Here is a 23,050-nt window from a genome sequence, read left to right as displayed (position 1 = left end):
TATCGCAGAGTCACGCAGAAAATCAGCGGAAATCTGCGCATGACTCTGCGAACATCTGCGAGAACCTGCTATGCAAATGAATAACACCTACGATTTCATCATCATCGGTTCCGGCTTCGGCGGCTCTATAACAGCCATGTGCCTGGTGCAGCGTGGCTTTTCGGTGGCGATAGTCGAAAAAGATCGTCACCCAAGGTTTGCCATAGGTGAATCCTCCACGCCGGCTGCCGATATGATTTTGCGCGACCTGGCGGAATCCTATGATTTGCCGCTGCTTAAAAAGCTTTCCCGGTACGGAAGCTGGCAAAAGCACGTTCCCGAAGTGGTCTGCGGACTAAAACGGGGTTTCAGTTACTATTTTCATGAACCGGGGCAGCCGTTTCAGAGCAGCCGCGACCACAGCCGGGAGCTCCTGGTGGCAGCCAGTACGGATGATAAAAACTCGGATACCAACTGGCTGCGGAGTGATGTGGATCAGCTGCTTTCAGGTTATGCCGCGGATCTGGGTGCCGATCTGTTCGAGGGGACTCAAATTGAGAAGCTTAACCGAAGCAAAGACGCCTGGCAGGTGCAGGCTCAGCGGGATGATGAGCCGTTGCAGATGTCGGCTTCATGGATTCTGGATGCAACGGGTTCGCCAGTCTTCGCAGAGCGCTTCCTGGGTGTTCACTCATCTTCCGATGGTTTCTATACAAATTCGCGCGCGGTCTATTCGCACTATACCGGCGCCGGGCGATGGCTGGATTATCTGAATGAAAATAGTTTCTACACTGATGATTATCCGTACAACCCGGATCATTCCGCGCTTCACCAGTTCACGGAAGAGGGGTGGATGTGGATGCTGCGGTTTAATAACGAGCTGCTGAGTGCAGGATTTCTCATTGCAGATAACATGGGATCTGAAAACCCAAAAAAACCGGCAGAGGCCCAGTGGCAGCGCCTTTGTAATAGATACCCTTCACTGAAGCAAATATTTCGCAATTCAAACATTGCTGCACGGCCAGGCAGAATCATTCAAACCGGCCGGCTGCAGCGAAAGCTGGGTAGAGTGTTTGGTAATGGATGGACAGCCCTTCCGCACACGGCCGGGTTTGTGGATCCTCTCCACAGCACCGGAATTTCGTTTACGCTCTCCGGCATCCGGAGACTGCTGCCGATCCTGGAGCAGCTGGATAACGGGAAACTTTCTGTGCCTGATTTGAATAAGTATGAAGAGACAGTGGGTAAAGAGCTGTCGTTCATGGATATGCTGGTTTCATCCTGCTACATTTCACGCTTTCGTTTTGATCTCTTCACAGCATCCGTTATGCTCTATTTTGCTGCCGTAATCACGTGGGAACAGCGGTATTTATCCGGTAACAGGGATCATGCATTTCTCTGTCCTGATATTCCGGACCTGTATGAAATGGTGTCCGATACGCACGGTGAGCTTCTGATGCTGGGTTCAGGCCCTATTAATGACAAAAAATCGGCCGGGCTGATTGAAAGAATTCGAACCCGGATCGAACCCTTTAATCGTGCCGGTTTGATGGACCCTGAAAAATATAATATGTACCGGCATACGGCTGTGACGCTCTCATAGAAACCCGGCAGCCGCCCGGTTTGGAAACGGTTAATAAAGCACCCATCTAACCCGAAACCGGCTTCAGCCAGAGGATCTGATAGGGGTCGACATGAAGCTCATTATGAACCGATCTATGCTCGCCGTTTAACAGGTTGCGATAGGAAACGGCATGTAGCTGATCGGTAATCCAGTCGTTATGAAGCTTCCTCTCAAACTCGCTGAAGTTGGCAATGACCAGCAGTTTTTCGGCACCCTGTCCCCGCAGGAAGGTAAACAGGTGGGGATCCGGCTGGTCGGGGAAGCGAGTGATTGTATTGCCCATAACCGGTTCCGATGAACGGATAGCACCCATTTTCTTGAACCAGGCAGTGAGCCGTTTTGCAACATCATTGACCACAAGGTCCGATTTAGCGCCTTTTCTGAGATCCGGACGGTGCGCCCATCGGCTGTCGTGCACTTTACCGGGCGTTTCCAGGTAGCTGTAGTCATTCAATACACCCCACTCATCACCCAGGTAGAGCAGGGGAATGCCGCCAATGCTGTAGGCCACGCCGTACATCATTTCAATGCGCTTTATGCTCAGATCAATGTCATTTGAGCTGTTGTCTTCAAGGCCTTTTTCAAGGCCGGTCAGAGATGCGGCGCTGCCGCATATTCGCATATCATCGTTCTCAGGATTGTGCTGAAAAGGGACGCCGCGTGCAAAACTGCCCGGAAAACGCCCTGAGTAGAACCGGTTCAGGAATGAACGATGGTCATTGCCGTGTATCCCAAGTTCAGCGGCATCCTCATCCGAAAAAGTCCAGCCGATATCGTCGTGACACCGCACATAGTTAACCCATGAACAGTTTTCATCGATCTGGAAACGGTGTTTCATGGAGTGGGCCAGCAGCTTGGTTTCGCGGGTGGCCAGGCTTTCCCAGCTGAGGGCCATGAGCAGGGGATTGTATGACAGCTGACATTCAACGGAACCGATGTAGCGGTTCACCTCGTCGGGATGAACAATTGCTTCCGATTTCAGCAACAATCCCGGACATACAACGGATGCCACCGCATTGAGTGCCTGAAGGATATAATGAGCCTCCGGAAGGTTTTCGCAGTCCGTCCCCATTTTTTTCCAGGTGAAAGCCACAGCGTCCATTCTGAGCACGTCCACTCCGCGATTGGCCAAAACGAGAAGTTCCTCCGCAATGGCGTTGAAGACGGCAGGATTCCGGTAGTTCAGGTCCCACTGATAGCTGTGAAAGGTGGTCCATACCCAGCGGTCGATCTCATCAACCCTTGTAAAGTTGCCATGACGAACCTCCGGAAAAATGGCGCGGAGGGTTTGGTCGTACTGATCCGGCAGTGTCCGGTCCGGAAACATATAGTAGTGCTCCATGTAATCCGGATCGCCTCTGCGTGCTTCTTCCGCCCATTTGAACCGGTCGGAGGTATGATTGTTGATAAAGTCGACCACAAGATTGATGCCATGCTCATGAAATGCCGTCGCAAGCTCTTCAAGATCATCCATCGTGCCAAGGTCTTTCCTCACATGGCGATAGCTGCTTACCGCATATCCTCCGTCGCTTTCCCCTTCAGGACAGCGAAAGAACGGCATCAGGTGCATGTATGTCAGCCCAAGCTCCTTGAAGTAGGGGATCTTTTTCTTGAGTTTTTTGAGGTCTCCCGCATACAGGTCCACATAGCAAATCCCGCCAACCATCTTCTCTGACTTGTACCAATCCGGATTCTTCTCCTTATTCAGATCGCGAGCTCTGAGCTCCGGGCTGCGCTCGCTGTAGATGCCGGCCATACGGTGCAGCAGGTCTTCCAGGTGATAATAAAAGTCGTAGCGGTTGCCGTAGAGGTGGTAGAGGGTTCTGAAGAGTCGCGGAAATTCCGTTTCAAGCCTCTCGTAAAAAATCTCAGCCTTTTTGCCGCCGCCGGCCTCGCTTTTGGTGAGTCTCGGAAAAATGCGCTCCCGCGTAAGTTGCTCCCGTCTGTCAATATCATCGGGAAGCGGGATCTCCGGGATGGTTTTGGGCTGGTACATAAGACAGCTACAGAAAGTTTGAAAAAAGCGGATTCAATGTAGGGAAAAAGATGGTTACGATAAAAGTGAATGAATAATCATCAAATCAGTAACCCCTGAAATTGGATCAGAATAATTGAGGTTCTCGCAGATTTCGCTGAGTTTCGCAGATGTATATAAAGTTTCAACAATATCGAAGCGACGAACCTACCCATCTGCGGAAATCAGCGGGCAATCTGCGCAACTCTGCGAGAACCACATTAAAACTACCCTGAAATATCATCAAGAACCGATTTGGGGATGTCGGGCATGCCGCCTTGCTGTGAGGCCACACTGGCGGCGTAGCGATTGGCCTTGAGGAGCACCTGTTTCGGGTCTTCTTTTTTCAGCAGCAGATGCGTGATACAGGCCAGGAAGGCATCCCCGACGCCCACAAAATCACCGTCATCGGTGATCGGAAAAGCCTCTTGTTTGAAGTAACCATCCCGGGTGTACATGGCACTGCCGTCGCCGCCCAGTGTCAGCAGAATCACCTTCTCAGGATCCTTACGAAGGAGATATTCGGGAAATTGATCGGTTTTAAACCAGCCTGAGACCTGATTCAGCTCATCCATGTTGAACTTGATGACTTTGGACCGTTCAATGCTGTTCATTATCCGTTTGCGATCAATAAACGGGGGCCTGAGGTTCAAATCAAAAACGGTGAGGCACTCCGGGTGAACAGAATCCAGAAGTCGGTTCAGGGTAGAGGCAGAGGCCCGGTTTCTCTGTGAAAGGGAGGCAAAACAGAGGGCATCCGCATCAGATATCTCTTTTCCAAGCTTCTGGGTGAATTCAATAAAATCCCAGGCTGCCGGTTCATGAATCGTGTAAGATGGTTCATTGTCGTCGAACTGAACGGTAACCAATCCTGTTGGGTGCTTGACGTCTGTCTGAATATAATCCGCACTAAGTCCTTTTTTCCGGATAAAATGCTGCAGTTCTTTACCATACTCGTCGTCTCCGATCCGGCTTATTAAACGGGATCTGTTCTTAAGAACGTGAAGATGATAGGCCAGATTCGCGGGAGAGCCGCCCGGCTTTTTATAATCCGGAAAAATATCCCAAAGAAGCTCACCAAAACTGAAGATTGTTGGCATATGTTAATAACGGGTCAATAAATCATGATTGATGAATCCGGTGCGGGGCTGCCACACCAGTCAGCTGCAGCCTTTACCAGAACCAGTACAGAATCAGTGCCGTAATCGACAGTATGATCAAAGACTGAATGCGGTAGTTCTTGTACCATGGCTTTTCTGCAAGTTCCTGCGTTTCCAGATCGTATGACTTTTTGGTCCATAGAAAATCCTGGATGTCCTCTCGATCCTGTCGGGTCTTAGTCAAAAATGATATGGCTACAATCAAAAATACACTCGCCACAAACAGGATAGGCGCCACGTAGAGAAAATGGATATCCGTCACGCCGAGCACCATGTTTGCAACAAAGAGGCCGGCTGAAAGAACATGCCCTCCCACAAGCCCCCAAAACGCCGCTTTTCGGTTTGCTCCTGCCCAGAATATCCCCACAAGGAAAGCAGCGACAAAGGGCGGACTCTGATAGGCCAGGATCGACTGCAGGTACTCCCAAAGAGAGGGGAAGTTGGTGATCATCGGTGCCCAGGCGGCTGCAATGATCATAAAGGTAAACGTGGTGACTCGTCCCGCCATCAGCAGCTGCTTTTCATTCCACTCCGGTTTCAGCGGTTTGGCAAAGTCCATGGTGACCAGTGTAGAGGCTGAGTTCAGCGTGGAGTCGATTGAGGACATGATAGCCGCGATAAGAGCCACTAGTATCAGTCCTCGAAGGCCGATCGGCAGCAGATCAAACAGCAATACGGGAAAAATCAGGTCAGGCGTAAATCCCTCCATGGAGGGCAGCTCCGGATAGAGTAAAAGTGCAAAGATACCGGGCATAACCATGATAAAAAGAATCGGCAGCTTCAGAAAACCGGCAAAAAGGGCACCCCATCGTCCGTGGTCCAGATTCTTTGCACCCAGTACGCGCTGTACCATAAACTGATTGGTACACCAGAAATAGAATCCGAGCAGCGGAACGCCAAAGAGCAGGCCCGGCCACGGTAGAAACGGGTCGTCTGCAGGCTGAATGAGGCTCAGCATGTCCGGGCTGACACTTGAGGTAACCGTTTCCCAGGAACCGATCTTGCTGAAAGCCAGTGCCGAGATCAAAACCGCGCCAAACAGCAAAAGAACGGCCTGAATGGTATCGGTGTAGACCACCGCCTTGAGTCCTCCCAGAATGGTGTATGCACCCGCCAGAACAGCCAGAATAGCCACAGAAAGTGCAAAGGGTACTTCCGGATAGAGAAGTGAAATAACCAGTGCACCGGCATACAGCGCACCTGCCGTATCGATAAAAATATTTCCGACAATGGTCCATCCCGAGAAGTAGTAGCGCGACCGGCTGTCGTATCGTCGCTCAAGAAATTCAGGCATGGTAAATACACCGCTTTTCAGAAGCAGCGGGAGAAGGAAAATCGTAAAAAATACGAGCACAATAGCCGCCATCCACTCATAATTGAACACCGATATGCCTGTGCCAAACGCGCTGCCCGCCATACCGATAAGGCTTGTTGACGACATGTTTGAGGCAAGCAGTGAAAAACCTATCAGCGACCAGGTGAGTGAACGGCCCGCAAGAAAGTAGTCTTCAGTATCGTCGGTGTTTTTGGATACCCAGAAACCGATCCAGAGAATAACAACGATGTACACAGCAATGACAATCAGGTCAATGAGATGCAGGGAAAAATCAGGCATAAGATATTCGGTTGGTTAGCAGCCGGATAGCGATGTATGTTCTGCCGTGAAGGCTGAACTCAAACAATAAAAGGAAAAATTTTATACCTGAAAAACCGAAGAGCGGCTCTTTCTCTGTTACCCGCTGTGGATTAAAAACAGGGCAGGTTTTTTCTGAAGGTCCGGTTTTGGCGATGAACTCCATTTGTGCACCGTTTGGGTGCGGATCCATTCATCGGACTGGGTAAGGTTGCAGGCGATGCAAAGTCGGGTACCCGGACGCAGTCTTTCGACCAGAAGGTCGTAGAGCACCTCGTTGCGGTGAGGCGTCTCCATTACAATCTGTGTACGGTTCAGTTTGGATGACTCAGCCTCAAGGTGTGCAATCTCTTTTTTCCGCTCCGAATCGTTAAGTGACAGATATCCGTGAAAAGCAAAGTTCTGGCCGTTCAACCCGGATGCCATCAGGGCCAGCAGAATAGAGGAGGGGCCGACCAGAGGCACCACCTGCAGTCCGTTATCGTGAGCAAGCTGAACCAGCGATGCACCGGGATCGGCCACGCCGGGTGCGCCTGCCTCCGACATCAGACCCGTATCCTGCTCTTTAATCAGTTTCAGGAAGCTGTACACCTCCTGCCCGGGGGTTTTCTTGTTGAGCACCCTCATCTTGAGTTTATAGTCGGGAACCGGATGGTTAATCCACCTGAGAAAACTTTGGGCCGTTTGTGGTTTCTCGACAATAAAACACTCTAATTTCCGGGTTATATCGATCGTGTGCCCGGGTAAAACCGTATTCTCTTTTCTTTTTCCGAGCGGTGTGGGTATCAGGTAAAGTTTCCCCATAATAGGTTCTGTTTCAAGGCAGGTTTCTATTCTTCACTGTCAACTCGTTCAATCTCAATTTCACGATCACCGTATTTTATTTTTGAAGCCGCATAACGGGATGCAAAAAAGGAGAGAATGACGGTAATGATCAGCCCGATGCCCATGACCCCAAAATTAACCTTGATCACGCTTTTCTGGAGCTCGTAGGTGGGCAGCATAACGATCGGCTTAAAACTATCTTCAAGATACCGGATTGGAATAACTTCCGATTCCATAATGGCCTGTGCCATCTGGACGGGCAGCGTCAGTTTCTGTTCTATGGTCTTTCCGCCATCGGTAGAAAATTTCAGGATAACGTATCCATTTGTCTGGGCTGCAATCTGTTTTACATCAAATTCAACAACATTTGCTAGGTAACTGTCCCCGTTGGAATAGGTATTGCTGATACCCTGGTATGTAGCAACCTGGTAGCCAAACTGAAACAAAAAGTACAGAGGCAGAAGCCAGATCAGGTAGATGGAGTGGTATTTTGTCATGTCTGATGAAGTTTTGAGGGATAAGCTTTTCAGAGGGTACCCGTGGTGTCCGTTTCAGCTGTTGACACAATCAATGCAACCTCCTTCATGCGGTCGATCATGGCAGGATCAAAAATCATGCGCTGCTGGAAGTCCTGATGCATGTAGTTGCTCGACATGTGAAACCAGAACGCAACGGGAAGATTATCAAAAAAAACAGCTTGTACGGTTGTGTCATCGGTGTAGGTCGACGTTCCGAAATCAATGCCATTCAGAACACCGAGCCTGTTGTCGAAAAGTGCACCGTAATCCGTAAAATCACGCCGAATTTCACGTTGCTGTTCCAGAGGCCAGTTGAGCCATGTTTTTACGCGAAGGGATACAGGATTGCCCTGACGGGATTCTGTTATAATACGATAGAGCAGCTGCGCCATTTCAGCAGCGGTTGTTTTTGGAAACAGGTTGATACTATTTCGCTCTTCGATAAAGGTATTTCCAAGCCGTTCATCTGTCAGCGTCTCCATAAATTCCTGCCGGTCGTCCTCATTCTCTGTAAAAAGGGATGACAAACTGATCACATGCCTGCGAAAATCGGTTTCAGGCCGGTTCTGCCACTTTTCAATGATCTCTTCTGCGGATATGCCCTGAATGGAAGGCGCGATGGCCAGATAGAGTCCTGAAAAGGGCAGGGGCATATCGCTGTGTTCCAGTTCGAATCGTGTACGTACATCCGCCCAGATATCATCCCGAAGGTTAGTGAGCAGGTAGTCGGAAAGGGCCAGGTCATTGTATTGTGCCAGCAGGCTCAGTGCATTCTGAAGGGTGATGGAACCGTCAGCCAGCCAACCGCGGTCACGGGCTATATTGCCTGCATTGGTATGAACAGCTTCATCCACATCCGGAAGCTGATAGCGTGAAACGTCACTCCACTCTATCCGCTGACCGGCCCGGATAGTGCCGTTTTCTATTTCCATGGCATAAGCGAGCAGTATCAGTATGTTGGATGCGGTGCCCATCACGTGGGGTGTATTTTCAGCAATCAAGATGGTTGAGTCGGGACTGTCAACCACAATACTTGCCACGGACACATACTGCGGATTCTCCTCAATAAACTCGGTAAGACCCTGAAGTGAGTAGGTCTTTTCAACCCATTCACTTCCTTCCGCCATAGCATCCCTGTTCTCCATAAAAATTTGAAAGGATTTCCAGTTTAATCCGAAAATCAGGGCAAAAATGGCAAGTGCAGTTACTGCAAAAATGGTAAAAAACTTCAGTAGTCGCATTCAGTTGTTTGTTCAGGGATAAATTGTGACCTGTATCTGTTCAAAAAAAAAGAGTATAACTACGCAAGCTAACAAAATAATATGTAGATGCTGTGAAAATCATTCCGTGCAGTATACATACCCCTCAGTTAACCCGGACCTCTGACTCTCAATACATTCAGAAGCCTGTATGATTGCGTTTCAGGATCCCTGAAATAGACAAATGCGTGATATTCCTGCCGCTGATTTGCAAAGGCACTCTCAAATGGGTTCAGATCGAACCTCTCCCCGTCGTACAGAATATACTTGTACCTGTAATGCCCCTGCTTTATGCGAACTGTTACGCTCTGGAATCCCGGGGCGGACGCATCACTCAGTTTCAGCTTTTCTTCGATCTGCCAGTTGTTGAAGTCGCCCGTCAAGTAAACCGACTCGCCAGCCTTAATTTCTGTACCGGGATCAAAACGAAACTCTGCATCGGTATACTCCGAATCCGTGGTACGAAGGGCGCCTGGAAGGATATTTGTGAAATCAACACCGGAATCTGAGTAAAGGTTATCAATGTCCTCATCGATCAGCAGTTCTACAGGAACCTCTGCGGGACTGATGTTGTCTATGTCAGGTTCAAGCTGTGAAAGGGTTCGAATATCGACAGATGCTGCCGCAAAATTGCCGTTAAATCCATCTCCCTGCCTTAATTCAAACCCGGATTCGGCAGTACCGGAGAAATCGGTTTCGAGCGCCTCTTTCATTCGTCCCCAGAACTGATTTTGAGCATAGAACACAGACAGGTCGAACTGTGGCATTTCAACAAATTCCGGTGAGACGTACCGGGCTACCGGCCTGTGCTGAATTCGCCTTTCCGTGCCTGCCTTGAGAATCCTTTCAACGGATGCACGCAGGCTGCCTTCATTTTCACTCACGAAAAACGGCAGCGTGAACAACAGATTGCCCGTCTGTGAATTGGAAATACGCAGCATATAGTTTCCGCTCAGCCGAAACCGGATGTCCCTGTTCGGGAACGTGTACGAGTACTGACGGTATCGAAAGGGACTGTTCCGGTTCAGCTCCCCTCTGCTCAGGTAGACCTCGGGCAGGCCGTCCAGATAAAATTCAGGCGGAAGAGAGGATGATGACCAGTCCGGATTGTGGTGTGAAAAGCGCAGTGTATATTGGGCGGACTCAATACCTTCTGTTTCAAAAAACAGGGTAAGCGTTTCATCGGCAGATATAGTGAGCACCGGAGCTGCGCCCGGTTGTCCGGAAGGCGAGAGGTCGGAGTAGAGCAGGGGACTCCCTGAAGTAAACTGCCCGGGCGGGCTAAAGGCCGACGCCGCATCACCTCCGGTACGGCTCTCCCTGGTGCCTTCAGCTGATTCCAGATAAGCGCATCCGTATAGAAGAGGTAAAAGAAGTAATGGTAATGAAAGAATATTAACTAACTTCAAACCAATGATTTAATGAAATTATCTAAAAGTATTATAGATAGTAGTTTCCTTCAAACACAAATTCAGCCGGACCTTCAAGACGAATTTTTTCATAGCTGTTCTGTTCAGCGTCATATGAAAAATGTACAGACAGGCTGCCTCCCCGAACTTTCACCTTGTACGTGAATGTACCGCTCCCCGCTTGCTGCAGATTGTGCCAGGCAAGGGCTGAGGCAATGGCTCCTGTACCGCAGGCAAGTGTAAGATTTTCCACACCGCGTTCGTACGTCTGAAGACAAAGGTTTTCAGCATTGATTCCGGAAATGAAATTTACGTTGGTCCCTTCCGGCATGAATTTTTCATGATTCCGGAGATAGCGCCCTTCCGAGATCAAAACCGCCTCCTCCTCAAGATGTTCAGGAGCCACGGGGCACACAATATGTTCCGTATTGGTATAGACACTGAAGGCCGAATAGCCGTCAACGCTGAGGGGGTCAACGGTTGTATGGAGAGGAAATGAAATCTTCACACCAGATTTCTTCACGCTTGCTTTGTATATGTTGTCGTGAACCCGGAACGTAAATCGTTTTGGTGAACCCAGGGTAACCGCGAAGGCGGCAAAACAGCGCGCACCGTTTCCGCACATGCCCGCGTCGCTTCCGTCCGGATTTTTATACTGCATCACGAGGTCCGCCTTCTGGGTATCATCATAGGTAAGTGATATCAAGCCATCGCTGCCAATACCGAATTTCCTGTTGCAGATAGCAGGGGCCAGATCCGTCAGGTACTCTTCGGTCAGCTTCAGATTCCGGTTATCCAGCAGAACAAAATCATTGCCGGCACCCTGCATCTTTGTAAATGGTATGGTTGGCTGTTTCATTGCGATCCGTTCCGTTACGGTTACATTTCACCGATTGCGGGCATGTGTTTCCAGTTTTCATCTTTTGAAATCACAGGCTGCCTGCCGCGCATCAGGTAGGAATATCGAAGTGAGAGTGCAGTAAATATATATTTTAACTGCACATTTTGGTACAAAAGGGCCTTAAGTGTGTTTAGATGCTCAATCATATCGATCAGCAGCGCATCCTGCATGCTCTTGCAGAACTTCTCAATCACATCCAGCCGGTCGATATTGCTTATCAGAGAGCTGTCGGCAGTTTCACGGTAAATCAGGATGTCCCTCAAAAAGTGTTCAAGCGTATTGCAAAGCGCTATCTGGTTTTCCCGGTTCAGGCTTCTGCTCCACTCCTTGATCATGGATAACAGCTTTGGCACATCCTGAGTGTATGAGTACCTCAGATAGTCGATCACTTCACTGCGCGTTTGCCGCAGGGTTTCTACATCAAAGTGCCGGGTAAGAGCATAGTTGCCGTCTGACAACCGGGCCAGAAATTCCGCTTCTTCAGGGTTTTTGCCGTCGAAACGCTGCAGTCCCTCCCGTATCTCGTCTTCCGTAAGAGGATTCAGCCGAATATGCTGACATCGCGAGAGGATTGTGGGAAGAAGCTGATCGGTTTTTGATGCGGTGAGAATGAAAAGAACGTTATCGGATGGCTCCTCCAGCAGTTTCAAAAAAGCATTGGCCGACTCTTTTCGCATGGTATCGATACCCGTAAGTATCACCACCGTGCGCCGCCCTTCATTTGGTTTATAAACCGTTTTAGGCCTGATTTCGCTGTGGTAGTAGTCGATGGAATAAAATGCACGCCTGTTTTTGGATGTCCCGGAATCGGTGAGCGCGGGCCGTACTGAAAAGTCGACTATCTCGTATGGGTCTTTTGATAGCAGATCGAGCCGCGCCTGCAGTTCAGAGCCGCCGAGTGTAGCAGGCAGCGGTATGAACAGATGGATATCGGGATGCGTGTACCAGCTGGATTTTTTGGAGATGGCCGTTCCTTTTAAATCGGTGAGGTGATCAATACCGTTCACAATTTCAGCCATGGCCAACGCAAAAGCCGTTTTTCCTGATCCTTCAGGGCCCGACAGCAGATACGCGTGGCTAAGACGGCCCGAGCGGAACATCTTCTCAACCTGGCTACGCGCATTGAGCTGGCCAACCAGGCGCCTGTCTCCAAATTCAATATTCTTGTTGCTGTCTATCATCTATACCGTGAACGTTTTTTTAATCTTCCCAGATGTAGTCGAACAGAAGTACGCCTGCCGCAATGGTGGCTCCGCAATAACCGGTTAGCGCAGCTACATCATTCAGTCCTGAGCCGTCATCTCCATCAATTAGCGCCATTTTTGTTGTCTGGGTCAAAATAAGCAGTAAAGGCACCAGAAGCGGAATACACAGAACAGAGAAAACGGCTCCCTTTCTGTCGGCCTTGGCAATCATGGCCGACACCATGGTGGTAACCGAAGAGAGCCCCGCAGCGCCGAATACGACTGCAGCCAGTAAGTATCCCCAATGGATAATGTGCATATCCATCATGATCAGATAGAAGAAAAACGTAAGAATCAGCAGAACCAGCAGGAAAACAAAATTATAAAGCAATTTACCGGTGTAGACGTCGGAAGGATCTGCATGCAGCTGAAGCAGATCCCATGTCTTTTTCTCGGTTTCGTGGACAAATGTGCGCGCCATACCAGTCATGGCAGCAAAAAGAATGATTATCCATACCAGCCCGCTTTTGGGAGTGGGGTTCAGAAGCTGTGCACTCAGCGTAAAAAGCACCAGCAGCAGGGAAGCACCTGTAAATGCCAGAAGAGTATTCATGGCATATTTCGTGCGCAGTTCCTGCCGAACTTCTTTCTTAAATATTGCGATGGACGACCTTATCATGTATCGGGTTTGATTATCGAAAAAAGATACTAAAAAAACCACGGAGCTGTCGGCCGGCCGGTCACATTCTTTTTGAAGAATATGGGATTAGCTCCCTATATTCTAGCTTACCTAAATAAAGCGTTTGATCTCCTTTTTTTATGAATATCTATTCACTTCTCGACAACTCCACAATTCTGGCAGGACTGAAGGTTAAAAACAAGAAGGAGTTGTTGAATGAGATGGTTGATGCCCTTTCGGATGATGTTACAAAAGAGCAGCTTGAAGAAATTCGGGATTCCGTTTTTGAGCGCGAAGAGATTATGTCGACCGGGGTGGGAAAAAATCTTGCTATACCACACGGTAAGGTAAAATCAATAGAAAAGAACTACGCCAGTTTTGCCATTCTGAAAGATCCAATAGACTACGATTCGATTGACGGAGAGCCGGTGAAAATGGTTTTTTTGCTTGCGGGACCCGAATCTAAAAACAGTACCCATATTAAGCTTCTCAGCAGAATTTCAAGGCTGATGAACAGTTCCGCCTTCCGGGAAGCACTGTCGGACTGTGAAACGGCAGATGAAATTTTCAAAGCGTTCCATGCCGAGGAGGAACGCTATTTCGGTAACTGAAGCCCGGTCATTTATGAACGCCAGATTCTTGCTGCCGGGTTTTTACCTGGCAATTTTTCTCCTTTTGTTTCTGCAAGCAGCTGCCTATGCGCAGTTGTCTTCCCAGATCCGGTATGCCATCGATCGCAGCCAGGCCTCGGATGCGTTTTGGGTTGTACAGGTGAGAGACAGCAGTGGTGCGCTGCTTGAAGACCTGAATGGCGGGAAGCTGGTTCGTCCTGCCTCAAATCTGAAGCTGGTAAGTTCCGGTGCCTTTCTGGAGAAGCTCGGTACCGACTACCGGTTCAAAACCCGTCTCTATGGCCGCGGTGAGCAGGTAGGCGACCGATGGCGCGGCGATCTGATCATTCGGGGCAGCGGCGACCCGTCCATCAACGGAGATTTTTATGAAGATCCCCTTTTCCTGTTCGAAAAGTGGTTCAGGGTGCTCGCATCGATGGGGATCAGAGAGATTGACGGCAATATCATCGCCTGGGATGGACTTTTTGACGACATTCCCTATCCGCGGGGCTGGGAGTGGGATGACCTTTCCTATTACTATGCACCCGAAATCAACGCGCTTTCATTCAATTCCAATGTTGTAAACCTGGAGGTTGTTGCCGAGGGTGAGGCAGGCAGTACACCGCAGATACAGTGGTTTCCTTTTAACACTCCCTATGTGGAGTTCATAAACGAGCAGGTTATCACACCGCCATCTGCCGGCTACAACGAATCCTACAGAAGAATTCTGGGAACAAATACCATTGTGCTGCGAAGCACACTGCCTCAGGGTTATTATGAAACCGAACCGCTCTCGGTGATGGCGCCATCCCTCTACTTTATTGATACGTTTTCCCGCTATCTGGAGCAGTCCGGTATCCGTTTCAGCGGACAGCTTCTTACCGATAGTGACTACTACTCATGGAGTGATGACAACCTGGAGCTGATCGACACCCACACATCCGAACCGCTTTTCAGAATGGTTGAATGGCTGAACCAAGAGAGCGACAATTTTTTTACTGAGATGCTGACCAAAGTGCTTGCGGTGGAAGAGTACGATGCGCAGGGAAGTACGGAGCTTGGGCTGAATGTGATCAAGGAATTTATGCACTCCACCGGATTTGACACCTTGTCCGTAATGCTTCGGGATGCCTCCGGAATGGCTCCGTCCACGCTTCTCAAGGCATCCGACCTCAACCGCTACCTGGTTACCATCCAAAAAGAACCCTGGTTCAGCTATCTATATGAATCACTCAGCATCGGAGGTGTAAATGGTACGCTCGGCCATCGATTCCGGAACGGATCACTTCGTGAAAATTTTATCGGTAAGACCGGTTTTTCATCGGGCGTGCGGTCACTGAGCGGATACCTGCAAACTGAATCCGGAAAATGGCTGACGGTTACAATCGTTACCAATAACTATACGGCCCGCACCTCCCACGTTGATTGGGTGCATGAGCGGATCCTGGAGTACCTTTATAACGGATATTAAATTAAATACATGTCCCGACAGCCTCACATATTGATCACAGACGATGAAAAGAGCATCCGGAATATTCTGCGGGATATTCTGGAGTTCGAGAAATACAGTGTTCTGGAGGCCGAAAACGGTGAAGAAGCCCTTAGCCTGATCGGAAACGAGCAGATCGACCTGGTGATCCTCGACATCAAAATGAAGGGAATGGACGGAATCGAAGTGCTCGAGAGGATTAAGGAGAGGATTCCGGAATTACCTGTGATCATGATATCCGGGCACGGCACCATACAGATAGCGGTGGATGCAGCGAAGAAAGGGGCGTTCGATTTTGTAGAAAAACCACCGGACCTGAACCGGCTTCTGATTACGGTTCGAAACGCACTGCAGAGCAGCGAGCTTATCAGGGAGAACCGCCAGATGAGAGCGGAGCTGCACGGTGCAAAAGATATTATCGGCAACAGTCCGGTTATGGACAGAATCAGAAAAACGATCGGCAAGATTGCCGCGAGCAGCAGCCGGGTGCTGATCACCGGCGAAAACGGTACGGGCAAGGAATTGGTTGCACGATCGATTCACAACCTGAGCAAGCGGTCATCCAAAAAGTTTGTTGACGTTAACTGCGCGGCCATCCCGTCCGAGCTATTGGAAAGCGAGCTGTTTGGCCACGAAAAAGGCGCCTTTACCGGTGCCTCGGAACGCCGGATCGGTAAATTCGAGCAGGCTGACGGAGGTACGCTGTTTCTGGATGAAATTGGCGACATGAGTCAGGATGCACAGGCCAAAGTGCTGCGCGCCCTGCAGGAGAATCAGATTGTACGGGTGGGCGGATCGGAAACCATAGATGTGGATGTGCGGATCATATCAGCCACAAACAAGAATTTGCAGGAGGAGATCGAAAACGGCCGGTTCAGGGAAGACCTGTACCATCGCCTCAGCGTGATCCCGATTCAGATACCGCCGCTGCGCAAGCGAAAAGAGGACATTCCGCTGCTCGCAAAAACCTTTCTGGCTCGTCTCGGGAAAGAAGATATTGTATTCTCAGGGAAAGAGTTCTCCGATGAAGCACTTGAGGTAATGAAGGGCCTCTCGTGGACAGGAAATATCCGCGAGCTGCAAAACGCTGTGGAGCGTCTTGCGCTTCTGTCGCCGGAAGACACCATCACTGCCCAGGATGTGGAATCCCTGGTTGTGGGGCGCACCTCATCCAAAAAAGTGCTGGGTGAAATTATCGATGATACCGAATCCTTCCAGGAGTACAAGGAGCATGCCGAACGTCTATTCCTGATCAAAAAGCTGGAAAAGTACGACTGGAACGTTTCAGCCACCGCCGAAGCAATTGACATCCAGCGTAGCCACATCTACAACAAGATGAAGAAGTATGATATTGAGCGGTAAGCGATGGACGATGGACGATTTCTGATGAGTGATGAGAGAAGTGAAATTTTGATATCTTTGAACCCTGAACCCTGAACCCTGAACCCTGAACCCTGAACCCTGAACCCTGAAGATGTCCGCACAACTGATTGACGGCAAAAAAGTAGCCACTGAACTGAAAGAACAGATCCACCAGGATGTGGAGAACTGGGTTGCGGCCGGGAACCGGCGGCCTTTTCTAAAGGTGCTGCAGGTGGGCACGGATCCCGCCTCCACAACTTACATCGGTGCCAAGACGCGATCCTGCAAACAGGTGGGAATCGAAACGGATACCACACATCTGCCCGACACCGTTTCTGCGAGAGAGCTGAAATCGGTGATTCAGTCATTCAACGATGATGACTCGATTGACGGCATCCTGGTGCAGCTGCCCCTTCCTTCGCACCTATCTTCACACGATGTGATTGAAAGCATTGATTATAAAAAAGACGTGGACGGTTTTCATCCCATGAACGTGGGACGCCTTGCGGTGAATGAGCCAACCTTCAAATCGTGTACGCCGGCAGGTATTTTTGAACTGTTCAAGTACTACAGCATACAGACCAAGGGAAAGCACGCTGTGGTGGTGGGGGCCAGCAATATTGTGGGCACCCCGATGGGAATCATGCTCTCCAGGGAGCATAACATCGGGAAAGCCACAACCACAATCTGCCACAAGTTTACCAAAGATATTACGATCCATACCATCTCTGCCGATATCCTGGTGGTGGCGGCCGGTCAGCCAAGTTTGATCAAAGCGGAAATGGTGAAGGAAGGAGCCGTTGTGATCGATGTGGGCATCAACCGCGTGGCCGACGAAACCACGGAAAAGGGGTACAAGCTGGTGGGTGACTGTGATTTTGAGAGCATCCGCAAAAAGGCGAGCTGGATCACGCCCGTTCCGGGAGGTGTGGGGCCGATGACTGTTGCCATGCTCATGAAAAACACGCTTCTTGCGGCCAAGAAGTCCATCTATCCAGAAGAATAAATCAATATTCAATACTCAATACTCAGTACCCAATACTCCCAACTCCTAACTCCCAACTCCAAGTACTCCCAACTCCAAGTACTCCTAACTCCAAATTCCAAACTCCAACCTCCACCCCGATGTCACGTTTCAGCAACATCGTAGCTTCCGTACTAACCGTGCTTATTATCGCGCCCGGTATAATGGCGCAGCAGCCGGAGAGAAATGAAGTTGCGGAAAACCGGGATCCGCGCGGTGCCTTTCTTCGCTCCCTTGCCATGCCGGGGTGGGGACATTTTTACGCAGGTGAGCAGAACCGAAGCCGCGGACTGGCCCACATCGGAGCGGAGGCGGTGCTGATCGGCAGTTTTTTCGGTCTCGCCGTTCGCGGAAACAGGCTGGAGAATGATATCCTTACGCTATCGAGCCTGAATGCAGGAGTAGAGTTAAACGGACGAAACCGTGCTTTTCGGCTGGCTGTGGGTGATTTTAACAGCCTGGAGGAGTACAATGATTTTCAGTTGAGGTCACGAAACTGGGACCGGCTTTTTGACGACATCCCGGAAAACCGCTGGCAGTGGAACAGTACCGAAAACAGGCTGCGGTACAGAGATTTGAGGCAAACCCGCGACCGGGTTCGCAATCAGCTCCCCGCCATTGCAGGCCTGATGGTTGTTAACCGGGTGATCAGCGCCATCAGCGCGTATAACCGGGCGCGAAAGGGCCTTGAAGGGAGTACGGCTCATTTGATAATTCTGCCCGTTAGCGGAAACGTAAAGGTAGACGGTGCGGTGGCAAGGCTGCAGATCCGGTTTTGAAAGTGGAAGGATGCAAGGTTCAGAGTTCAGGGTATCCCGAAGTCTCGGGACTGCAAACCGCACGCAGCAGGGTGCAGTCTACTACGCTATCTACTACGCTGAAGCTAAGTAGATCAGGAAAGCTTCGTAGACCAAGGGGCACAGGAAGATAATATTTAAGTATAATCGTATTAACGTGTTGAAGTGCTGCAAGGAGAACACTTGCTCGGTTCATCGGTTTTTCTGTTCATCTGTTTCACCATTCCATGTTCCGGAGGAACAACTGTTCGGTAGCCCAACGGGCGCCAATAGCCAAACCTCCGGACCGTTTTTTGGAAAATGACAGGATGAATACCGGAGGTTGAAGGCAATTCCCGGAGAACGAATTTCAGGTTTCGTGCCAACCCGTTCACGATTCAACCAAAAACCCCTCGATCTGTATGTGGGCGCTGAATAAAATCGCGCCTCGGGGTTTGAATTCCGCGCCCCATGAAACCCCGCGCTGACGCACGGGGCTATTGACATTCAACGCCTCCGGCGTTGGTCAATCTGCAGAACCAGTGTTTTAATGTGCAAACGCATTAAACTGTTGATGTACTGCAAAGAGAACACTTGATCGGTTCATCGTTTTTTCTGTTCATCTGTTCCTCTGTTTCACCATTCCATGTTCCGGAGGAACATTTGATCGGTAGCCCAACGGGCGCCAGCGGCCAAACCTCCGGGCCGGATGGTTGAAAAACCGCGGGATGAATACCGGAGGTTGAAGGCAATTTCCGGAGAACGAATTACAGGATCTGTGCAAGCCCCTGCACGTTCCGACCAAAAACCCCTCGATGATTATTTGGGCGTTGATAAAAAATCGCGCCTCGGGGTTTGAATTCCGCGCCCCATGAAACCCCGCGCTGACGCACGGGGCTATTGACATTCAACGCCTCCGGCGTTGGTCAATCTGCAGAACCAGTGTTTTAATGTGCAAACGTATTAAACTGTTGATGTACTGCAAAGAGAACACTTGATCGGTTCATCGGTTTTTCTGTTCATCTGTTCATCTGTTTCTCCATTCATCTGTCCTTCCGTTCGGCACCAGCACTTCGTTCCCGCGTCCCTGCGAGATCAGCGACCGGTAGCTTTCCAGGTCCTTTTTCACCTGGGTATCGGTAAGATCGATTGTCTCTTTTCTTTCGGCAGCCAGGTAGGCGGCCTGAACCAGAAAGGTGACCTCAACGCCGTACTCCCAGTTCAGCATGGCATCGCGGCCGTTCAGAAAGGAGTCCACCGCATCCCGCAGCTCCGTTGTATAACCGTACAGGTCTGCCTCGTTGGGCTGTACTGCCAGCAGGCCGCGGGAAGCCGTTGATTTCTCCAGGGCCAGTTCGGCATCGGCCACGCTCTCGGCCGCCTCATCCCCGATAAAGATCTCGGAGGGGGAGATCAGGCTGTTCACCTCAATGGCATATCCCGGTCCCAGCCCGTCCATGGAGAGCCGCAATCCCTGCTTGTCGTACATCCATGAATCCGTAAACTGTCCTTTCACGATCTGACCCGTCTCCGGATTCCGGAATGTGACGATACCGGTGGCAAAATCCTCCGCGGGCGTTTCTGCATAATCCACTCCGTACTTCTCTTTCAGCTGCTTTCGGTACTGCGGCTGGCCCCACTTTAGTAACGATGTATCACACTGCATGGCAATTGGTTCAAGGAATAATGGAGATTTATTCTCGGGTGTGAGGATATGCCGGCAGATGGCAATGCTGTGGCAGCCCATATCGGAAAGCACCCCGCCGCCCTGTTTTGTGGGGTCCCAGAACCAGGCGCTGTGGGGACCTGCATGCTCCTCAGTACTCCGGGCCAGCGTGAACGGTCCCATCGCTTTCTGCTGCGGACGCAGCTGGGAAAGTGCATGGTTGATGCTGTTCATATGAAGCTGGTTCTCAAAGTAGGCGGTGAGCAATCCGGAATTATGTGCCAGACCCGTCATTTTTCGGGCCTCATCCAAGGTTCTGCCGAGGGGTTTCTCGCAAATCACACCCGTCAGTTCCGATCCATTTTGCACGGCATCCGAAATCTCCTCCATGATTGCGACACGGGTGTAATTCGGGGATAGTATGGCTATTGCATCACAATGCGTACACAGTTCATGAGTTGAGTTGGTCAGAACGGGATCACCCAACCCGTTCTCCCTTGCATATGCGGCCAGTTCTGACGAACCGCTGCGCTGAGAAATGGCGCTCAGTTCACAATGGCGAACCTGTTTCATGGCCACGGCGAGAAATTTGGCGATAAATCCTGACCCGATAAAACCGATACGAAGAATGTCTGACATGTGTGTATTTGATTTATTGGTTACAAGTCCGCATGGGCTCTTTTTGGAATTTACGGTACAGCGGTTAAATTACACATTGTGTGTCAGGTTGTACAAAAATCAACTCAAAACCAAAAAAGGGTAAACCTATGAACGCAAATGATCTAAGTAAAAATCATGACATTGCATTGCTGCTTCTGCGAATTGGCGTTGGTATCGTATTTATTTTTGCAGGGTGGGGGAAACTGACAGGCATTGAAGGGGTACAGCAGTTTTTCGGGAACATTGGCATACCGCTGGCGGGCATCATGGCCTGGGTGGTAGCGCTGATTGAGTTTGTGGGCGGAATCATGGTCTTGATAGGGTTTAAAGCACGGATTCCCAACATTCTTCTTGCCATTATTATGGTTGTGGCATTCTTTACAACAAAACTGGGTGATTTCAGCATTACCGCCGCAAATGTCCGTGTCGATATCCTGATGTTTCTCATCACCGTATCATTGGCCATTATGGGCTCGGGCGGTATCTCTTTAGATGCCAAAATGGGAAAAAGGGAGTAGAGTAACCGGATTTTCCCGACCCGACCGGGCCTGATAAAGCCGGTGCACCGTGCACCGGCTCTGTTTAAAACAACCCGGAAATATTTCCCTCTTCGTCCACGTCCACGCTCATGGCAGATGGTTTTTTGGGCAGTCCGGGCATCAGCATCATGTTGCCGCATACGGGTATGAGGAATCCTGCACCCGCCGACAGCCTCATATCGGTAATTGTCAGCGTCCAGTCCCGGGGAACTCCCAGTGCATTTTTCTTATCGCTTAACGAGCTCTGGGTTTTTGCGATACAGACCGGCAGGTGTCCGTAACCCATTCGCTTGAACCGCTCAAGCTCTTTTTCTGCCTTGGTCTCGAAATAGATACCGTCTGCTCCGTAAATGTTGCGCGCTATCTTTTCAATTTTGGCCTCCGGCGTCTCATCGTTGTGGTAGAGGGGTTCAATTTCGGAAGGGTTCTCCGCTGCATATACAACAGCCTCGGCCAGGTCTGAGGCTCCGTCGCCCCCGTGCTGGAAAGATGAGTGTGCTTCGCAGGATAATCCCCGTTCACTGCACCACTCAACCAGCCAGTCGATCTCCTCATCGGTATCATCGTCAAACCGATTGATAGCGACCACGATATTCGCGCCAAACGATCGAAGATTTTCAATGTGTTTAGAAAGATTTTCAGTTCCGGCCTTTAACGCTTGTAAATTTTTAATGGTAAGCTCTTCCATTGAACAGCCTCCATGCCACTTCAAACCCTTCAGGGTGGCAACTATGACAAAAACGTCGGGTTTGATGGATGTTTGCTGTGAAACGATATTGATAAATTTCTCCGCTCCCAGGTCCGCGCCAAAGCCGGCTTCAGCCACTACATAGTCGGCGAACTTCAGAGCCATTCTGATTGCGATAACACTGTTTGTTCCGTGTGCAATATTGGCAAAAGGTCCCGCATGAACCAGAACGGGGACGTGCTCGGTGGTTTGTACCAGGTTGGGCATAATCGCTTCATTCAGAACTACGGCGAGTGCTTTTTCCGCATTCAGATCCGACGCCTTTACAGGTTCATCATTTCGCGTGAACCCAACGATGATGTTTCCAAGCCTGCGTTTCAGATCACGCCTGGATTCGGCAAGGGCCAGGATGGCCATAATTTCAGATGCTGCCGTAATGATAAAGTTGGACTCCCTTGGAATTCCGTTTGGATATCCCCCGAGCCCGACAATGACGTTTCTGAGGGCGCGCTCATTCATATCCATGGCGCGGTTCCATACGGGCCGGGTAAGGTCAATCCCGAGATCGTTTCCATGGTTCAGGTGATTGTCGACCAGGGCTGCAAGCAGATTGTGGGCCGTAGTCACCGCATGCAGGTCACCGTTAAAGTGCAGGTTGATCCTTTCCATCGGCAGGAGCTCAGCCTTGCCGGCACCCGTCGCGCCCCCCTTAATGCCAAAAACGGGCCCCAGCGATGGTTCCCTGAGCGTAATCATTGGATTTTTTCCTATTTTTTTCAATCCCTGCCCAAGGCCGATGCTGGTCAGCGTTTTCCCTTCTCCTGCCCGGGTAGGCGTGATAGCCGTCACCAGAATCAGTTTTCCGTCTTCAAAATCATTTCTGTTGCGCAGGGCTTTCAGACGAATTTTTCCGGTGTACTTACCGTAAAATTCAAACTCTTCCTCTTCAAGGTCCAGTTGCCCCATAAAATGACGCATGTGCTTCATTTGCTCATTCTTGACATCCATAAACAGGTAGCTCCAAATACTTTTATTGAAATAATGGTCGCC

The 23,050-nt window shown here is 50.1% G+C and carries 19 protein-coding genes; 7 read left to right on the top strand and 12 right to left on the bottom strand.

Annotated features, from left to right (window positions below):
* Window positions 1-76 precede the first annotated feature (76 nt).
* Window positions 77-1,582 (top strand): NAD(P)/FAD-dependent oxidoreductase, encoded by a 1,506-nt coding sequence (locus DDZ15_RS05575; RefSeq protein ID WP_158278628.1) that lies wholly within the window; start codon window positions 77-79, stop codon window positions 1,580-1,582.
* 46 nt (window positions 1,583-1,628) lie between these two features.
* Here DDZ15_RS05575 and DDZ15_RS05570 read toward each other — a convergent pair whose 3' ends face one another.
* From DDZ15_RS05570 to DDZ15_RS05525, 10 genes are all read right to left on the bottom strand, one after another.
* Window positions 1,629-3,599, bottom strand: a complete 1,971-nt coding sequence (locus DDZ15_RS05570; RefSeq protein ID WP_109645970.1) for an alpha-amylase family protein — start codon at window positions 3,597-3,599, stop codon at window positions 1,629-1,631.
* Window positions 3,600-3,844: 245 nt separating this feature from the next.
* Window positions 3,845-4,717, bottom strand: a complete 873-nt coding sequence (locus DDZ15_RS05565) for a carbohydrate kinase family protein (RefSeq protein ID WP_109645967.1) — start codon at window positions 4,715-4,717, stop codon at window positions 3,845-3,847.
* A 73-nt stretch (window positions 4,718-4,790) separates the two neighbouring features.
* A complete protein-coding gene (locus DDZ15_RS05560) occupies window positions 4,791-6,392 on the bottom strand; it encodes a sodium:solute symporter (RefSeq protein ID WP_109645965.1) in 1,602 nt (533 codons plus the stop codon).
* Between the two features lie 117 nt (window positions 6,393-6,509).
* Window positions 6,510-7,214: an SAM-dependent methyltransferase gene (locus tag DDZ15_RS05555; protein ID WP_109645963.1), complete on the bottom strand. Its 705-nt coding sequence runs from the start codon at window positions 7,212-7,214 to the stop codon at window positions 6,510-6,512.
* Between the two features lie 26 nt (window positions 7,215-7,240).
* The gene (locus DDZ15_RS05550) at window positions 7,241-7,732 is read right to left on the bottom strand and encodes a hypothetical protein (RefSeq protein ID WP_109645961.1); all 492 of its coding nucleotides are present in this window, start codon (window positions 7,730-7,732) and stop codon (window positions 7,241-7,243) included.
* Window positions 7,733-7,761: 29 nt separating this feature from the next.
* Entirely contained in the window at window positions 7,762-8,994 is a 1,233-nt protein-coding gene (locus DDZ15_RS05545) for a hypothetical protein (protein WP_109645959.1), read from the bottom strand.
* A 128-nt stretch (window positions 8,995-9,122) separates the two neighbouring features.
* Entirely contained in the window at window positions 9,123-10,421 is a 1,299-nt protein-coding gene (locus DDZ15_RS05540; RefSeq protein WP_109645957.1) for a type IX secretion system plug protein, read from the bottom strand.
* Between the two features lie 31 nt (window positions 10,422-10,452).
* Window positions 10,453-11,280, bottom strand: coding sequence for a diaminopimelate epimerase (gene dapF / locus DDZ15_RS05535; protein WP_109645955.1), 828 nt, complete (start codon window positions 11,278-11,280; stop codon window positions 10,453-10,455).
* A 20-nt stretch (window positions 11,281-11,300) separates the two neighbouring features.
* Complete coding sequence (locus DDZ15_RS05530; protein WP_109645953.1) at window positions 11,301-12,503, bottom strand: DNA polymerase III subunit; 1,203 nt, start codon at window positions 12,501-12,503, stop codon at window positions 11,301-11,303.
* A gap of 19 nt (window positions 12,504-12,522) precedes the next feature.
* Window positions 12,523-13,185, bottom strand: coding sequence for a heme exporter protein CcmB (locus tag DDZ15_RS05525; protein WP_109645951.1), 663 nt, complete (start codon window positions 13,183-13,185; stop codon window positions 12,523-12,525).
* Between the two features lie 140 nt (window positions 13,186-13,325).
* Here DDZ15_RS05525 and DDZ15_RS05520 point away from each other — a divergent pair, with 140 nt between their 5' ends.
* The 5 genes from DDZ15_RS05520 to DDZ15_RS05500 all read left to right on the top strand — a co-directional run bounded on the left by DDZ15_RS05520 (window position 13,326) and on the right by DDZ15_RS05500 (window position 18,450).
* Window positions 13,326-13,796 (top strand): PTS sugar transporter subunit IIA, encoded by a 471-nt coding sequence (locus DDZ15_RS05520; protein WP_109645950.1) that lies wholly within the window; start codon window positions 13,326-13,328, stop codon window positions 13,794-13,796.
* A 13-nt stretch (window positions 13,797-13,809) separates the two neighbouring features.
* Window positions 13,810-15,267, top strand: coding sequence for a D-alanyl-D-alanine carboxypeptidase/D-alanyl-D-alanine endopeptidase (gene dacB, locus DDZ15_RS05515; protein ID WP_158278627.1), 1,458 nt, complete (start codon window positions 13,810-13,812; stop codon window positions 15,265-15,267).
* 9 nt (window positions 15,268-15,276) lie between these two features.
* Window positions 15,277-16,647, top strand: a complete 1,371-nt coding sequence (locus DDZ15_RS05510) for a sigma-54-dependent transcriptional regulator (protein WP_109645946.1) — start codon at window positions 15,277-15,279, stop codon at window positions 16,645-16,647.
* A gap of 112 nt (window positions 16,648-16,759) precedes the next feature.
* Window positions 16,760-17,653 carry a bifunctional methylenetetrahydrofolate dehydrogenase/methenyltetrahydrofolate cyclohydrolase FolD gene (gene folD / locus DDZ15_RS05505; protein WP_109645944.1) on the top strand — a complete coding sequence of 298 codons (894 nt, stop codon included), beginning with the start codon at window positions 16,760-16,762 and terminating at the stop codon, window positions 17,651-17,653.
* 119 nt (window positions 17,654-17,772) lie between these two features.
* A complete protein-coding gene (locus DDZ15_RS05500; protein WP_109645942.1) occupies window positions 17,773-18,450 on the top strand; it encodes a hypothetical protein in 678 nt (225 codons plus the stop codon).
* A gap of 1,024 nt (window positions 18,451-19,474) precedes the next feature.
* Here DDZ15_RS05500 and DDZ15_RS05495 read toward each other — a convergent pair.
* Window positions 19,475-20,752 (bottom strand): Gfo/Idh/MocA family protein, encoded by a 1,278-nt coding sequence (locus tag DDZ15_RS05495; protein ID WP_109645940.1) that lies wholly within the window; start codon window positions 20,750-20,752, stop codon window positions 19,475-19,477.
* 128 nt (window positions 20,753-20,880) lie between these two features.
* Here DDZ15_RS05495 and DDZ15_RS05490 point away from each other — a divergent pair, with 128 nt between their 5' ends.
* Complete coding sequence (locus tag DDZ15_RS05490) at window positions 20,881-21,291, top strand: DoxX family protein (RefSeq protein WP_109645938.1); 411 nt, start codon at window positions 20,881-20,883, stop codon at window positions 21,289-21,291.
* A 64-nt stretch (window positions 21,292-21,355) separates the two neighbouring features.
* Here the strand turns inward: DDZ15_RS05490 and DDZ15_RS05485 are convergent, their stop codons facing one another.
* Window positions 21,356-23,008 carry a formate--tetrahydrofolate ligase gene (locus tag DDZ15_RS05485; RefSeq protein ID WP_109645936.1) on the bottom strand — a complete coding sequence of 551 codons (1,653 nt, stop codon included), beginning with the start codon at window positions 23,006-23,008 and terminating at the stop codon, window positions 21,356-21,358.
* Window positions 23,009-23,050: the final 42 nt, after the last annotated feature.

This window comes from Rhodohalobacter mucosus (genome assembly GCF_003150675.1).
In the GTDB taxonomy this organism is placed as follows: Bacteria; Bacteroidota; Rhodothermia; order Balneolales; family Balneolaceae; genus Rhodohalobacter; species Rhodohalobacter mucosus.
This window is presented reverse-complemented; position numbering and strand designations above follow the sequence as displayed.

Coding starts and splice junctions, on each gene's coding strand:
- DDZ15_RS05570 (WP_109645970.1), bottom strand. CDS start 3,599: ATGTACCAGCCCAAAACCATCCCGGAGATCCCGCTTCCCGATGATATT.
- dacB (WP_158278627.1), top strand. CDS start 13,810: ATGAACGCCAGATTCTTGCTGCCGGGTTTTTACCTGGCAATTTTTCTC.
- DDZ15_RS05485 (WP_109645936.1), bottom strand. CDS start 23,008: ATGGATGTCAAGAATGAGCAAATGAAGCACATGCGTCATTTTATGGGG.
- folD (WP_109645944.1), top strand. CDS start 16,760: ATGTCCGCACAACTGATTGACGGCAAAAAAGTAGCCACTGAACTGAAA.
- DDZ15_RS05520 (WP_109645950.1), top strand. CDS start 13,326: ATGAATATCTATTCACTTCTCGACAACTCCACAATTCTGGCAGGACTG.
- DDZ15_RS05510 (WP_109645946.1), top strand. CDS start 15,277: ATGTCCCGACAGCCTCACATATTGATCACAGACGATGAAAAGAGCATC.
- DDZ15_RS05530 (WP_109645953.1), bottom strand. CDS start 12,503: ATGATAGACAGCAACAAGAATATTGAATTTGGAGACAGGCGCCTGGTT.
- DDZ15_RS05495 (WP_109645940.1), bottom strand. CDS start 20,752: ATGTCAGACATTCTTCGTATCGGTTTTATCGGGTCAGGATTTATCGCC.
- DDZ15_RS05545 (WP_109645959.1), bottom strand. CDS start 8,994: ATGCGACTACTGAAGTTTTTTACCATTTTTGCAGTAACTGCACTTGCC.
- DDZ15_RS05565 (WP_109645967.1), bottom strand. CDS start 4,717: ATGCCAACAATCTTCAGTTTTGGTGAGCTTCTTTGGGATATTTTTCCG.
- DDZ15_RS05550 (WP_109645961.1), bottom strand. CDS start 7,732: ATGACAAAATACCACTCCATCTACCTGATCTGGCTTCTGCCTCTGTAC.
- DDZ15_RS05525 (WP_109645951.1), bottom strand. CDS start 13,185: ATGATAAGGTCGTCCATCGCAATATTTAAGAAAGAAGTTCGGCAGGAA.
- DDZ15_RS05555 (WP_109645963.1), bottom strand. CDS start 7,214: ATGGGGAAACTTTACCTGATACCCACACCGCTCGGAAAAAGAAAAGAG.
- DDZ15_RS05490 (WP_109645938.1), top strand. CDS start 20,881: ATGAACGCAAATGATCTAAGTAAAAATCATGACATTGCATTGCTGCTT.
- DDZ15_RS05575 (WP_158278628.1), top strand. CDS start 77: ATGAATAACACCTACGATTTCATCATCATCGGTTCCGGCTTCGGCGGC.
- dapF (WP_109645955.1), bottom strand. CDS start 11,280: ATGAAACAGCCAACCATACCATTTACAAAGATGCAGGGTGCCGGCAAT.
- DDZ15_RS05500 (WP_109645942.1), top strand. CDS start 17,773: ATGTCACGTTTCAGCAACATCGTAGCTTCCGTACTAACCGTGCTTATT.
- DDZ15_RS05560 (WP_109645965.1), bottom strand. CDS start 6,392: ATGCCTGATTTTTCCCTGCATCTCATTGACCTGATTGTCATTGCTGTG.